This is a genomic window from Pantoea leporis, from assembly GCF_028048155.1.
Taxonomy (GTDB): Bacteria; Pseudomonadota; Gammaproteobacteria; order Enterobacterales; family Enterobacteriaceae; genus Pantoea; species Pantoea leporis.
Genome location: NZ_JALMEU010000002.1, coordinates 20,916 through 35,697 on the forward strand (window position 1 = coordinate 20,916; position 14,782 = coordinate 35,697).

The 14,782-nt window shown below is 54.1% G+C and carries 11 protein-coding genes; 5 read left to right on the forward strand and 6 right to left on the reverse strand.

Annotated features, from left to right (window positions below; all coding sequences use genetic code 11):
- Window positions 1–32: 32 nt before the first annotated feature.
- Window positions 33–1,100 carry a LacI family DNA-binding transcriptional regulator gene (locus MWH02_RS07380; protein WP_271460192.1) on the reverse strand — a complete coding sequence of 356 codons (1,068 nt, stop codon included), beginning with the start codon at window positions 1,098–1,100 and terminating at the stop codon, window positions 33–35.
- 99 nt (window positions 1,101–1,199) lie between these two features.
- Between MWH02_RS07380 and MWH02_RS07385 the strand changes: the two genes are divergently transcribed.
- Window positions 1,200–1,967, forward strand: coding sequence for an ElyC/SanA/YdcF family protein (locus tag MWH02_RS07385; RefSeq protein ID WP_271460193.1), 768 nt, complete (start codon window positions 1,200–1,202; stop codon window positions 1,965–1,967).
- 30 nt (window positions 1,968–1,997) lie between these two features.
- Here the strand turns inward: MWH02_RS07385 and MWH02_RS07390 are convergent, their stop codons facing one another.
- Window positions 1,998–2,909, reverse strand: coding sequence for a ketopantoate reductase family protein (locus tag MWH02_RS07390; RefSeq protein ID WP_271460194.1), 912 nt, complete (start codon window positions 2,907–2,909; stop codon window positions 1,998–2,000).
- A 211-nt stretch (window positions 2,910–3,120) separates the two neighbouring features.
- Between MWH02_RS07390 and fusA the strand changes: the two genes are divergently transcribed.
- A complete protein-coding gene (gene fusA / locus MWH02_RS07395) occupies window positions 3,121–5,217 on the forward strand; it encodes an elongation factor G (protein ID WP_271460195.1) in 2,097 nt (698 codons plus the stop codon).
- 168 nt (window positions 5,218–5,385) lie between these two features.
- Window positions 5,386–5,979 carry a LuxR C-terminal-related transcriptional regulator gene (locus tag MWH02_RS07400; RefSeq protein ID WP_271460196.1) on the forward strand — a complete coding sequence of 198 codons (594 nt, stop codon included), beginning with the start codon at window positions 5,386–5,388 and terminating at the stop codon, window positions 5,977–5,979.
- Window positions 5,980–6,130: 151 nt separating this feature from the next.
- Here MWH02_RS07400 and MWH02_RS07405 read toward each other — a convergent pair whose 3' ends face one another.
- From MWH02_RS07405 to MWH02_RS07420, 4 genes are all read right to left on the reverse strand, one after another.
- Complete coding sequence (locus tag MWH02_RS07405) at window positions 6,131–7,297, reverse strand: CblD like pilus biogenesis initiator family protein (protein ID WP_271460197.1); 1,167 nt, start codon at window positions 7,295–7,297, stop codon at window positions 6,131–6,133.
- Between the two features lie 9 nt (window positions 7,298–7,306).
- Window positions 7,307–10,045 carry a TcfC E-set like domain-containing protein gene (locus tag MWH02_RS07410; RefSeq protein ID WP_271460198.1) on the reverse strand — a complete coding sequence of 913 codons (2,739 nt, stop codon included), beginning with the start codon at window positions 10,043–10,045 and terminating at the stop codon, window positions 7,307–7,309.
- Between the two features lie 76 nt (window positions 10,046–10,121).
- Window positions 10,122–10,625 (reverse strand): CS1 type fimbrial major subunit, encoded by a 504-nt coding sequence (locus MWH02_RS07415; protein WP_101761189.1) that lies wholly within the window; start codon window positions 10,623–10,625, stop codon window positions 10,122–10,124.
- A gap of 102 nt (window positions 10,626–10,727) precedes the next feature.
- Entirely contained in the window at window positions 10,728–11,525 is a 798-nt protein-coding gene (locus MWH02_RS07420) for a fimbrial protein (protein WP_271460199.1), read from the reverse strand.
- A gap of 488 nt (window positions 11,526–12,013) precedes the next feature.
- Between MWH02_RS07420 and MWH02_RS07425 the strand changes: the two genes are divergently transcribed.
- Both MWH02_RS07425 and MWH02_RS07430 read left to right on the forward strand, forming a co-directional pair.
- A complete protein-coding gene (locus MWH02_RS07425) occupies window positions 12,014–12,886 on the forward strand; it encodes a hypothetical protein (RefSeq protein WP_271460200.1) in 873 nt (290 codons plus the stop codon).
- A gap of 159 nt (window positions 12,887–13,045) precedes the next feature.
- A complete protein-coding gene (locus tag MWH02_RS07430; protein WP_271460201.1) occupies window positions 13,046–14,659 on the forward strand; it encodes an ABC transporter substrate-binding protein in 1,614 nt (537 codons plus the stop codon).
- Window positions 14,660–14,782 lie beyond the last annotated feature (123 nt).

The window sequence follows — 14,782 nt, forward strand, 5'->3', positions numbered from 1 at the left end:
CCAGGTGCGCAAATTCGCGCACCTAAACTTATTTATGAGGTGCGCTTTAACTTGCGCGCCAACACCTGCAACTGCTGCGCAATCTCCGCCACATCCACCTCATCTTGCTGCGGCGTCGCGGTGGTTTCCCGCAACACTAACTCGGTTTCCAGCGTCTCCTCTGCCATATCGCCACCTTCCAGCTGCGCCAGCAAGCGATCCACGCTTACCGCGCCCAACTGCTGCAAATCCTGACGCACGGTGGTTAATGGCGGCTGATACCACGCGCTTTCCGCGGTATCGTCGTAGCCAATCAGCGAAATCTCCGCCGGGATCTTCACGCCGTGCTGATGCAGCGCGCGCATCGCGCCGAGCGCCATTTGATCGTTAGCCACCAGCAGCGCTTGCGGCAGAGTGTTGGGCAACCGCGCCAGCAGCGCCTGATAACCCGATGCCGCGCTCCAGTCACCGCTCAGCACGCAGAATGGCCTGAGCTGATGCGCCGCCAGCGCCTGTTGCCACGCGGCGAAACGCGCGCGCGCCGAGGCAGAACTTTCCGGTCCATTTAACACGCCAATCTGGCGATGGCCGAGCGCCACAAGATGATCGACCGCCTGCTGCGCCCCGGATTCGCTCTGATACTGGCACTGCGCCACTTCAGCGCTGCGCTCCACATCGAGAAACAGCACCGGCTTGTTGTCGCACTGTTGCTGAATCTGCGCAGCCTGCGCCGCATCGAGCGGCAGGTTAATGAGCAGCGCATCCACGCGCTGCGCCAGCAGTTCATTCACTGTATCCTGCGGCGCATTATCGGGATTCGCCATGGCGATAACCAGATGATAACCCTGCGCCGCCGCCCGTTGCTGAATCGCCGAAGCGATCTGCGCGGGCGCCATCAAGGCTAAATCGCTGGTGGCGAGACCCAGCGTGCGGGTGTTTTTGCCCGCCAGCTGCTGCGCCACGCGATTCGGCACATAGTTGAGCTGCTGCATCGCGGCTTCTACTTTGGCGCGGGTGCGCGGCGAAACCTGCTCGGAATGGTTGAGGACGCGGGAAACGGTTTGATAAGAAACCCCAGCCAGATGAGCAACATCGTCGAGGGTTACGGAGCGCGCAGTCATGAATCTCTCCTGAAGATTGAGCTGCGAGTGTAGCAAATTTTTCCCTGCCGACACGCACTTAAGCCGCTACACTGCCAAAGGTAAAAAGAGGAGAACCGGATGCAGCTCAATAACCATCAGATTCAGGATATCAACACCCTGGCGGCCTGGCTGGCGCTGGATCAGATGCCACAAGATGGCACGCTCGACATCGATTTAGCCATTCTCGCTGGTCACGCGGTCCTGCCGAACGTGGAAGCGGTGATTGCCGTGGCGAAAAAGTATCAGCTACCGTTATTGATCAGCGGCGGCACCGGTCACTCAACCTCGCTGCTGGTGGAGATGCTTGCCGCACATCCGCTGTATCGCCAAATCGACAGCAAAGGCAAAAGCGAAGCCGAGTTGCTGGGCGATGTCGCCCGCGTATTTGCCGCGCTGCCGGACGATTTGCTACTGCTGGAAACCGCCTCATGCAACTGCGGGGAAAACGCCGCCTTCAGCCAAAAGCTACTGGATGAGCACAGCTGGCAGCCGCAGCGCGTGCTGCTGGTGCAGGATCCGCTGATGCAGCGTCGCACCTGGGAAACCTTCCGCTATCAATGGCGCGATCGTGCGGATGCACCGGAATTTATCAGCTGGCCGGTATTTGTGCCGCAGGTGATGATGGACGCGGGCATGCTGCGCATCATCGGCGCGCCGCCGCAAGGATTGTGGTCGATGGAGCGTTTTCTGTCGCTGCTGATGGGTGAAATCCAGCGCCTGCGCGACGATGAAAACGGCTACGGGCCGCGCGGAAAAGGTTTCATCGGCCACGTCGAGGTGCCAGAAGCGGTGGAAGCCGGCTGGCAACGCCTGAAGCAGTTGCCCGGCGTGCAGTCACGGTTGTGATGTTTCGGTCGCCATGAATGGCGACCAACGTTATCGGTTCTGCACATACACCTGCAAATTGACATACACCGCGTTCAGCAACGGCGTCACTACGCCGCTGCGTGCGCCGCGCACCAGCAGATCGCCAATCACCTGATCGGCCTCAATCTCAAAGCCCTGGGTTAAATCGCGGTACATCGACGAGGTCATCGCCGCTTGAGGATTGTTCAGCGTCTCATAAATCTTCGCCGTCACCGCCGGACGCTGCTGATAACCTTCCGCGCTCAGCACCGCCAACACTTCGCCAAAAACGCCTTGCAGCAGCGCTTCGCCACCTTGTGACGTCAGCACCTGTTGCGTATTGCCACGCGCGATACAACACACCGCACCCAGTGTGCTGAGCAGCAACCATTTTTCCCACAGCTCGCTGATGATGTTGTCGGCAAACACCGTATCAAACTGCGCCGCACGCAGCGCTTCATCCACGCGCTGCAAACGCGCATCGTTGTGACCGTCCAGCGCGCCGTAATAGAGAATATGCAGCGGTGTCATCTGCATCACTTCGCCATTTTCTCCCAGCGTGGCGTTGATTTTGCACAAGCCGCCAATCACCTTGTCGCCGAAGCGCGCGCGCAGCGTATCGAAATGCCGCATGCCGTTGAGGATCGGCATGATCAGCGTGTCCGGACCGACGGCGGGCGCGATGTCATTCATCGCCTGATCCAGCGCGAAGCTTTTCACCGTCAAAATAATCAGATCGTAATGGCCATCAAGCGAACCGGCCTGCGCCAACTGCGGCTGAATCACTTCGCTGCCGCCGGGGGTTTTCAGCACCAGACCGGTTTGCTGCAACTGTTGAAAACGGCGCTCGCGCACCAGAAAAGTCACATCACGTCCTGCTTGCGCCAGACGTGCACCAAAATAGCCGCCGGTGGCGCCGGCGCCGACTACCAGAATACGCATGGTCAATTTTCCCGTTGAGAGTGAAAGTCTTACCTTAAAGTGACCGGCGACGGCTTTCCAGCCCGTAAATGCTGAATCACCTACAAGATTTTAACGATGTTTAAAAAAGGCTCAAACTGTTCGTATTTACTCGTACAATGGGTTTAGGCTGTTGCGCAGCGGCGGGCAATGGTGCGCGCCGCAGAACGAGTCGAATGACTAAGGACGCATCATGCCCCGAACCCTCCCCATCGAACGTTATCGCAACATCGGCATCTCCGCGCACATCGATGCCGGTAAAACCACCACCACCGAGCGCATCCTGTTTTACACCGGAATGAGCCACAAGTTAGGTGAAGTGCACGATGGCGCGGCAACCACTGACTGGATGGCGCAGGAGCAGGAGCGTGGGATCACCATTACCTCGGCGGCGGTGAGCTGCTTCTGGCCGGGCATGGACGGCAGCTTTACGCCGCACCGTATCAACATCATCGATACGCCCGGACACGTTGATTTCACTATTGAAGTTGAGCGCTCAATGCGCGTACTTGATGGCGCGGTGATGGTGTATGACGCGGTTGGCGGCGTGCAGCCGCAGTCTGAAACCGTGTGGCGCCAGGCCAACAAATATCATGTGCCGCGCATCGCCTTCGTCAATAAAATGGACCGTCAAGGCGCGGACTTCTTCCGCGTGGTGCAGATGATGAAAGATCGCCTGCACGCCAATCCGGTGCCGATTGTCATTCCCATCGGCGCGGAAGAGCACTTTAGCGGCGTGGTCGATCTCAACAAAATGCGCGCTATTTACTGGGACGACGCCAGCCAGGGCATGAGTTTCAGCTATGCGCCGATTCCTGCTGAGTTGCAGGCACTTGCTGCTGAGTGGCGCGAGAACATGGTGGCAGCGGCGGCAGAAGCCAGCGAAGCACTGATGGATCGCTATCTGGAGCAGGGCGATCTCAGTGAAGAGGAGGTGGTTGCCGGATTGCGTCAGCGCACCTTGCTCGGTGAAATCCAGCCGATGCTGTGCGGCAGCGCGTTCAAAAACAAAGGCGTGCAGCGCATGCTCGACGCGGTGATTGAGCTGATGCCTTCGCCGCTCGACGTACCGGCGGTGAGCGGCGTCAACGAGCAGGGCGAACACGATGAACGTCATGCGGATGACAGCGAACCGTTCTCGGCGCTGGCGTTCAAGCTGATGAGCGATCCTTACGTGGGCCAGCTGACTTTTGTGCGCGTCTATTCCGGCGTGCTGCGTAAAGGCGACAGCGTGTGGAACGCGGTGAAAGGGCGCAAAGAGCGTATCGGTCGCATCGTACAGATGCAGGCCAATGACCGTATTGAGATCGAAGAGATTCGTGCCGGCGATATCGCCGCCTGCGTGGGTTTGAAAGAGGTCACCACCGGCGAAACGCTGTGCGATCCCCATGCGGTGATCACGCTGGAGCGCATGGCGTTTCCCGATCCGGTGATTTCGCTGTCGATTGAGCCGAAAACCAAGAGCGATCAGGAGAAAATGGGCCTGGCGCTGCAGCGGCTGGCGGCCGAAGATCCGTCGTTCCGTCTGCACACCGATGAGGAATCGGGCCAGACGATTATTTCCGGCATGGGCGAGCTGCATCTGGAGATTATCGTGGATCGCATGAAGCGCGAGTTTGGCGTGGAAGCCAACATCGGTCGGCCGCAGGTTACCTATCGCGAAACCATTCGCAAAACGGTGCGCGAGGTGGAAGGCAAGTTTGTGCGCCAGTCGGGCGGTAAAGGTCAGTACGGCCATGTGGTGCTGACGCTGGAACCGCAGCAGGCGGGGGCCGGATTTGCCTTTGAAGACGCCACCAAAGGCGGCGTGGTGCCGCGCGAGTTCATTCCTTCGGTGGAGAAGGGGATTCGTGAAGCGCTGAACAGCGGTGTGCTGGCTGGTTATCCGGTGGTGGACATCAAAGCCACGCTGACGTTTGGTTCGTACCACGATGTCGATTCATCGGAAATGGCATTCCGTATGGCGGCGATCTTTGGCTTTAAAGCCGCCGCGAAACTGGCCGATCCGGTGATCCTCGAACCGCTGATGCAGGTGGAAGTGGAAACGCCGGAAGAGTATGCCGGTGGCGTGATGGGCGATTTGTCGGCGCGGCGCGGTACGCTGCAAGGCATGGATGAACGCTTTGGTGCACGCATTATTCGCGCCGAAGTGCCGCTGTCCGAGATGTTTGGCTACGCCACCACGCTACGATCGATGTCGCAAGGCCGCGCCACCTACAGCATGGAGTTTGCGCACTATGCGGAAGCACCCCGCAACGTGGCTGAAAGCATCATCGCCGCGCGCGCCTAAGCTTTAGTGTGAAATCAGACCGGGCACAGAGGTAACACTTTGTACCCGGCCTACTTTTAAATCGACCTGTCGATCGCGTGAGTGATTTAGCACCAAAAATGGACAGTTAATTTCCGCCAGGAAGCCGATAGTATTCGCAGAATCAGGGATATTTATCGGAAATTAATCATGGATGTCATTTATCTGGATCAGTCTTGCTATCACCAGCAGGGCTTAATTGCGCTGCTGGAAAATTCAAGTATCACTTGCTGTAATACGCTTCGAGAAATGAAGACACTGATGCGTGACAGGGAAAAAACCGCCACTCTTTCGCCAATCATTATTTTTGATCTGCCAGAAAACTTCCGCGCGGCGCTGGCTCAGATAGATTATCTGACCAGACTAAAAATCACCTTGAACGCGACGCTGATTTTCTTTTCAGATTCAGTGAAAAACAAGATTAACTATAGCAGCCATGCCATCGCAGCCGATTGTTTTATCGATAAAAAATCTTCAACCGGTACCATTAGTACTGAGCTGGCAATGATGCTGTGCCAGCATAAGAGCGACCAGCTAATGACGGCTCCCGGATTAAATAATCATTTAACCAGGAAGGAGTTTAACTTTCTGCGATGCTTATTCACTTACGAATCGATTGAAGATGTGGCGAAAATAACCGGGATAAATAAAAAAACGCTTTATAGCCATCAGAATAAAATCGTTAAAAAACTCAATCTGAAAAACAGCCTGCACCTCTATCAGCGTTTCACCAATAATTTTTAAATCACAAATCTAATGCATAATACCGATAATTTGATAACTGCGTCTAATCATCGCACATTCCGTAGCGGCGCGATTTATCGCGCAATAAATTGCGCCGCTACAGTGTGTGCGCTCGGTAATTGCAGTTTTTATGACATCACCGCCCGCGCCATTATTGCGTCGTCGGGGTATAAATAATTCTCAACGTCCCCTGATAACGGCCCGCTGTTTTTGACGATAACGTGAAGGCGGGTGTAACAAGCTGCATCGGCGCAGGAACGCACAGCACGGAATTGCTCTGTCCCGGTAACACCACCCGTCGCAACACACCTCTGTTGGTGCCACTCCAGATAATCTCACTGCCGTTCTCAACCACCTGACGCGCTTTGGTCAGCGGGTTGATTACTTCAATCGCATAATCGAGGCGATTTTGCGCCAGAGTTTTATCCGCGCCTGTGCGATATAGCGAAAACAACCCCGTTCCCCGGCCGGGCGCGGCTGCACCTTCGTCCTGAAACAATAGGCTAACCCGGTTGCTGTCAGAATTATTGCCGTCGTACAGGCACATATCCAGCGAACGGCTGCCGCTAACGGTGGTAGTGGCGCGCGCTCCGGGGAAGGTTTTTAAACCGAGATCCACAGTGGCGGCCGCATTGCCAAACTCAGGCAGATAGATCTGCTGGTTGCCGTAATCTGTCACCTTAAAGGTCATGTTGGCGATCCAGTCAGCCATTTTCGTCGCATTGGTACAGCCCACGTTTACGTTTTGCGAATTTCCGGTGCAGGACGTCACTGGCCACTGCATCAGCGACATTTTCAGCGTCGCGCTCCAGGTGCCCGCCGATGGGAATTTACTCAGCTCGGAAGAGGGAAGATAGGCCGAATAATCGGTGCCATCGCCACGTGGCGTGACGGCCCCGCCAAAGGCATTCATCGGCACCAGATTGGTCGCCACCACCACATTATTCAGCGAGCGTCTTTTGGTGAGATAGACATTCAGTACCAGCGTCTGTTTGGTGCTGCTTTCGGTAAACAACAGCGGCACGGGATAGGGTGACGGCGACGCTTCCAGCCAGACAGGTAATGTCAGGCAGGCACCATATTGATTGCTGGTGCGCGACTGGCAAACCAGCGTATTGCGGCCCCATTTTGGTGCGTCATTGGTATCGTAACCGCCATTTTCATTGGTCCAGATCGGCAATTGTGCCGGTACTGACATGCGGTCAAAGGTTACGGCAACGTTGGTATTGCGCCCTGAAGGCGTGAGCATGGCGGCCTGCACTTGCATGCCCGCGACGAGGGCCAATAGCGTCAACGCGCGAATAACTCTACTTTTCATTTAAAATCCCTATTGTTGTTCCGGCGAAGACGACGTGGTACGTGCCAGCGGAACCTCATCCGCCTGGCGGGTGACAATCAGCATTTTTGCTCGTTGCTGCACATCCTGCGGCACTGAAGCCAGCTCGATGGGTTTGCAGTCGCTGTCGCCGACATAGCGCACTACGTCATGGGTGCTTTTCACCTTCATTTCACAGCGGTACATCTGCATGCCGCGCACCATGTACAGATTTTTTATGCGGTGATCGGTCTCAGCGCTGAATCCGCCCTGGCCTAAACCGGACCAGCTGGCGACATTCAGCGGCGTGGCGCCTTCCAGTGGAAGCTGTTGGTTGATCATCAGCCTGCCAAGCCAGGTGTAGCGCGAAACAATATTCACTTTGCTCACCAGCATGCGGCCCGGCGCGATAAACAGCGTGCGTCGTCCGGCACCCTGGGTGATTTCACTGCGCATACCGTCGGTGGATTCGATGGAATCGTTGATGCTGATCGCGCTCTGGGTGTAAGCCGGTACGCTGAATAAAGTGCGGCCGGTGCCATGCAGGCTGGCGCTGCCCGCGCCATCAACGGAGACATCCACGCGTGTGTCGCGGCTTTCATCGCTGCTTGCCACATGCACGCCCACCGCCGCCCCGGACAGGCCGTTGCCCCATTTGCCCCAATAGAGGCCGGAACGTGCTACCGCCAATGAGGAGTTGTAGCTGCCGCTGCTGCTGAAGCGCTGAGCGGATGAACCGGACGACGCAGAGCTGAATGCCAGGCTGCCGCTGCCGTATTCGCCCGCAGTTTTGCCGTAAACGGAAGCATTCAAAGTATTTTCCTGATTACCGTTAAGGTTCACGCCGATCTCCTGCTGATTCTGCGCATCGAAATACCAGTTTTGCGCCACGTTATAGCCAACCTGATCCTTGTTGTTGCGATCGGTTTGGTAGGTCATGCCGAGCGAACTGTAGCTCGAACGTGAATCGATGGTTGGCGTGCTGACGCGCGAGAGTGAGACGGAGAGGAAGCCACCGTTGTCGCGCTGAGTTCCGCTGCTGCTGGTGCGGGTAAAGAGATTGGCGCTGGTATTAATATTGAGTCCGTTGACGCTGAAGCCGCGCCCCAGGCCAGCCTGCCAGGTGGTAGTCTGCGTTTTACTGTAGATGTTGCGGCGCGCCCACTGCGGCACGACGCCGTTATCATCCCACTGCACCGGAAGCACATTGCGGCCCTCGTTCTTGCTGGCGCTGTAACCGGCATTCAGATACCAGCTTTTCACCGGCACGCTGAACATCAGGCTGCTGCTCTGGTAGCACCCGCTAAAACCGTATTGCCCACCGTTGTTGCTGTAGCAATCCTGCGCATACAGGGCGCTGCGGTAGAAACTGAGGGAGAATCCGTCGTTATAAGCGACCTGCTGGATATTGCCGCGCGAACCTTCGCTGCCTTTCAGGTAGCTAAAGCGGGTGGTGAGGATGCCGTCGAGCAGCGGATTATCAAATCCGTGGCTCCAGTCGAGTGCGCTTTCGATAAAGCGGTTGCGGTTGGTCACGGCGACACCGCCGGTCAGCGCAGCGTCTTGCATCACAGGCACTTTGATGCCCGCCTGCATCACACGGCGATCGGCACCCGATTGCGATGCAGCGCCGTTGCCCTGCATCTCGCGATCGGGAATGGAGCCGCCTTGCACAAACCATTCAATGTTCTGGCTGGTGGCATTACCGGTGCGGCTGAAAGGAACCTGTTGGGTACGCGACAACTGATTATCTTCATAGATACGTAGCGTCACGCTGTAGCTACCATTGGGAAAGGCGCTGGTATCAAGATTTTGCGTGCCGGCATTCAGGTAAAAGGTGCCAAGCAGTTGCTGCCCGCGATAAGCATCAATACGCGACGGGCGCGTAATAAAGACAGTGACCAGCGTGCCTTGCGCCGCCTGTGCGCGGTTTATCCAGGCGAGCGTCGAACCGACGCGCGCCCCTTCGATGGTGCTGAGCGGCAGTTGGCTTAAGGTAATGTTGCCGCCGGCGTTGCTGAAGATATCGCGCGAATCCATGCGTCCGGCCTGCACATAATAGCGCTTGCCGAGATCGCGGCGCAGAAACACGTTGTTAAAACGCACTTCCTGATGACTTTGCTGCCGGTATTTTTGCGCCAGATAGTCCCAGTCAATTCCGGCATAGCTGTTTTCAGTGAATCCTAGCGCGCCCGCCCCCTGCAGCGATAACGTCTGGTCATCGCGGTTGGTGACGAAGTTAATATTCTGCTGATGAATAAACGCCGCTTCCGTTTCGGCAGTCTGCTGGTAATAGGGCGATGAGTTGTCAGCCGCAAGCGGCACAAATTCCGGGCCGAGAAACAGCGCCACTTTGGCATTATTTTCGTCATAGATTAGCGCGAGGGAATCGGTCTCCAGATAGTCACAGCCCGCTGCGCCGCCGTTGCTGCTGCATGCCTTATTACCGTTGCGTGCCAAAGGTTCACTGATGAGATGGTCTAAGCGCTTTTCCTGCTGCGGATCCTTTTGATAATGCTGCATCACCGCCCGTGCAACCTGATGCGGTTTCAAGAATCTGACGCTATCCAGCGAAACAGAAGCTTCAAACAAGCCAAGCGATTGCCCGTAAACAGAAAGGTTGACCCACAGCGTCTGGCCGGTAACCAGCGATTCAAAACCAGGCGGAACCTGCGTGGCAGCACGAGGAGCAAGAGAAGGGATCAGGGTAATGAAAGAGGCTATTAAAGCGACGTGAATATTGACCTTCATTACAGCATCCTGCTGAAAAAGAATAATAAGGGGGCCGAGCGGCCCCCGAAATAATTGATCAGTCAATGCCGACAAATTAGCTCTGCGTGGTGGCCTGCGTAATTAACAGGCTCACAACGCCGGAATAGGTGCCGGTTGCCAGCACGCCCGGCGTGGTCTGCGAAATTTTCAGTGGCAATACTGACGAACCGTTTGCGGTGCCCGCCGGGAACAGCGAGGCGTAAGTCAGGGCCGTGTTCGTGGTGGTGATCGGTTTTAAATCCGCACCCAGCGTGACGGTCAAAGGTACCGCTGTACCGGTAACGGTATTGTTAAGCTGAGCGGCACTCACCAGCGCAACGTTGATATTGGCAGTTTGCGAGTTCGACCAGATTTTGGTGTCCAGAGAATAGGTAGATAAACCACGGCCCGGAATATATTGCATATTAATGGTGCCGGGTAATGCGGTTCCGTCCGCCTGCGTCATATCCACCGTCGAATCAACATTCGCATTCACCGTAATATCTTTCTGCACCGCCTGTGCATTAAATACAGCCGTTAACGCAGCAGCGATGACTAGTGGTTTGATTAATTTTTGCATTTGTAGCTCCGTGAAAATCCTTGTACTGGCCGTAAATGACCGTCTCATGGGTAATGAACTGCTTTATAACAAACAGGTTGTTATTCCTTTAATACGTGTTGATCAGTGTCCGATAACGTACTCGGCGATATTCCGCGTATTGAGATCAACATGTTTTATTCTGACTTCCTGGGCAGCGGCTAATTCTGCTGAACTCCAGGCTTTAAAACGCAATGTCTCATCCGGATAAACCGTGGCGTGTTCTTTTTTCCACTGACAGCTGCTGCTGCTATGTTGTTTTGAGCAAACCGCGACCTCACGAATCACTACGCGAACCGTGCCAGCGTTTTTGACTTCGCCTGATGCTGATTGCGTGAGCGATAATCTGGCATTACGCGGCGGAATATGTACCAGCACGCCCCAGACTAAATTGATGCCGACCTGGTTGCTGATGTTATTATTCTGCGGCGATTTATCTTTCAATTCATCCGGGGCAGCCACGGCCTCGAAGTAAACGCGCCAGGCAGTCTCTTTTTCTGGCGGTTGTAATGAAATCAGCCGAATAATGCGTTGTGAACCGGAAGCCAGCGCGAATTTATCCGGAGTGGCGATAAGCGATGGCGAAACGGCATCTTCAACCAATATTTCTTTTTCAAACGGTGTTGCAGGGCGCTCAATTCGCTTGATGCTGACGCGAATAAACTGCGCTTCACCGCTTTGCGATAATGTCTGCACCTGTGCCGCACCCTGATTATTTAGGGTGACTTCCATCGGATAGACACTCATATTCGCCCATGCCGCTGGCATGGAAATAAAACCCATGATAATCAGTGGGTAAGCGAGTTTTTTCACCAGAGTTTTATGGCTTAAAATAGGCATTGAAAGGCCGTGACGCAGTGTCTTATGCGGTGAGTCGTCCATGATAAATCCTTATAAATTCCATCAAAAATCTGTCGGATATTCCCTGTATAAATCGGCTTAGCTATAAACCAGTCTCACTTAACCAAGTGGAATAACCGTGCGTTAAGAAAGTTCTCATAGGGGCTTTGTTAAGTCACTGTCCATTTTTGTGGTTAATTTTTTTAAGCCGTGCTACAAAGGGAATACTTGAGGAAATATCGCGACCTAACTTAATGAAATAATTGTAAAAACAAAGAACAATTTTCAGGCTTAGAAATGGGCATGTCAGCTCAGAATAAATCAAGCTTTACATAAAATAGTCCATTGATGGTAAGATCGTGCCCAGAAGGGCAAAAAGACCCATGTTAATCTTAAAATATTAACCTCAGAAATAATACCTCCATAAAGCATCATCAACCGCCTCTCAACAGGATTTAAATAAATCCAGGAGCATGAGGGTGATTTTTAAAAAATTTTGTAATTGATAACCAGGCACACCACACAGCAATATGAAAAGCAAACAGCAACTCACAGCATTAATTCACCAACGCGCAGCCGAGATTAAGTCAAATGACAACATCTCATTAGTTATGCAGAAGCATTACAAACTGTTGTTCAGACTGTATCTGACTAAGCCGCTCTATTTTAAAGTCATTTTCAAAGCTAATCGCTTTATTATTGGCTCGGCCATCATGGCGTACGCCTTCACCTCAGCAAACCCAACGCTGCGTGATGTTAAAGACTTTTGTAAAAAAACCGGTCTGATTAGCGACAACACTATTGATTCCTTTCTGCTCTTTATTCGGGTCGGTGGGCGTATGGAAGTTAAAAAGGACGCGCAGGATAAACGAAAATTAACCTACACGGTGACCCGCAAAGCGCTGGATGAAACGCGGGCTTTAATTAATACCATGATGATTCCTTACGGTATGTTGTACGACGATTTCGATGTTTCGGCTTGCCTGAAAATGGAAAACTTTCATGCGGAATACTTCAAAAATTACGCTGAAATCACGCTCAAGCATGTTTACTTGTTCGATATGGTGCCAGAGAGTAAAGCCTTCATTTTCAGGGATGCCGGGCACATGCTGTTGATGGATCTGTACATCGAGAGTCTGCAACAAAAAACCACTGTTATTGAGTACAACTATCTGAAAGCGTCAGTGAAATGTGGGGTTTCGCGTTCGCACATTAAACGCTGCCTGCAGGACGCTGAAGCAGCCGGGTTGCTGACGCTGAATAAAACCAGTAATACGCTCATTTTGCATCTCTCCTTTATGCACATGGCGCTGGATTATTTTGCGGTCTATATGGCCATGGTCGAGTACGGGTTGCGCGGTTTAACTGGCGTGCCTCAGCTACCGGCGAGCCTGTCACGATAATCTGTTTTTTCGCTGACTGGTGTATTGCCAAATCCAACAAATCGATTGCCACTATTGTCGTTTTACATTTATTTGTCCGGGTTTTAATAATTCAGCGGGAATTAATACAGGCCAGATTAAGGCCTTACATAATATTTACCTGCAATTACCAAGGACACTATGAAATTCACTTCAATAGCTTTGGCATTAGGTTTTAGCCTCCTGGGAAGCACGATTAACGCGGTAGCCGCCGACCAACCGGTAAGCGGCGGCAGCCTGACGGTCGGTGTTGAAACCGAGCCGACCACTTTTAACCCGCAGCTTAACGGTCAGGACAAAGCGGAAATCACGCTGCGTAACTTCTGGGAATCACTGCTGGCGCGCCGCCCGGATGGCAGCTTTGTGCCGTGGCTGGCGCAGAGTTATGAAGCCAGCCAGGATGGTAAAGTGATCCGCTTTAATCTGCGTCAGGACGTCACCTTCTCTAACGGCGAGAAGTTTGATGCCAACGCGGTGGCAGATAACTTCCGTCAAACTCAGGTCGCGCAATACTGCGCCGGCACCAGTTTGTGCCTGATGGGTTCGCATATTGAGAAGATTGAAACGCCGGACGATCACACGGTGGTGATCACCCTGAAAGAGGTCTACTCACCGTTTCTGTCCTTCGCTGCGGGCTTGCAGATTCTGGCGCCGGCCAGCTGGAAATCTCCACAGCTGAAATCGGGCGGCAAAGATCTGGCGGGCACCGGGCCGTTTATTCTCGAAAGCTATGAGAAAGGCCAGCAGGTGACCTACGTTAAAAACCCGAAATACAACTGGGCGCCAGCCACCGCGCAGCATCAGGGACCAGCGTATCTCGATCGCGTGACCTATCGCTTCCTGCCGGAATCTTCGGTGCGCACTGGCGCGCTGCTGTCTGGTCAGGTTGATGCCATTGAAGGCATTTCCGGTAACGATGCCGGTGAGTTCAAAGACAATCCCGACTTTACCTATCAGCATGCGTTGAACACCGGTACGCCATATTCTCTGTTCCTCAACGTGGAATATGGCCCGACGCAGGATGTGAAAGTGCGCCAGGCGTTGCTGCAAGGTCTGGATATCGATCCGCTGCTGAAGTCGGTGTATCGCGGCGAACGCACCCGCGCGTGGGGCATTACTTCGCCCATCGATCCGCTTTACAACAAAGAGCTAGAGGGCAAATACGGCAACAATCCGGATGCGGCTAACACGCTGCTGGATGAAGCGGGCTGGAAAACCCGCGATGGCGAAGGCTTCCGCACCAAAGATGGCCAGCGTCTGCGCATTGAGCTGATTCAGGCACAGGCAACGGTGCGCGACCAGCGCGATGTGCTGCTGCAGGCGATTCAGGCGCAGGCGCGTCAGCGTCTTGGCGTGGATCTCAAGCTGAACTACGTTGATTCTGGTACTTATGCCGATGTGCGTAAAAGCGGTAAGTTCGGCACCATCGCTAACTCCAACACGCCAACCGATGGCGTGGATATCGAAAACCACTATCGTCCGATCGCTCAGGGCGGCGCAATTAACTATAGCCGCGTCAACGATGAGAAGATCAATGGCTTGCTGGATAAAGCCGCCAGCACGCTGGATCTTAAGAAACGCCGCGATTTCTACAGCCAACTGCAGCAGGTCGCATTACCGCAACTGGCATTGGCAGTGCCGCTCTACGAACCGGAAGATCAGTTAGCCACCGCCAGCTACGTGCACGGCTACGGTTTCCGCAGCTATAAGCAGATGCCAGAAAGCGTTTACGATGTGTGGGTAACTAAACCGTAATATCGCCCGTTCGGTCACCCCAGGGTCGCCACAAATGGCGTAATGCTTGTCAGTTAAGCCAACGACGAGTGCGCAGACCGGGACCACTTTTGGTCCGGCGGTCCTCGCGCCGCTAGCGCGGTA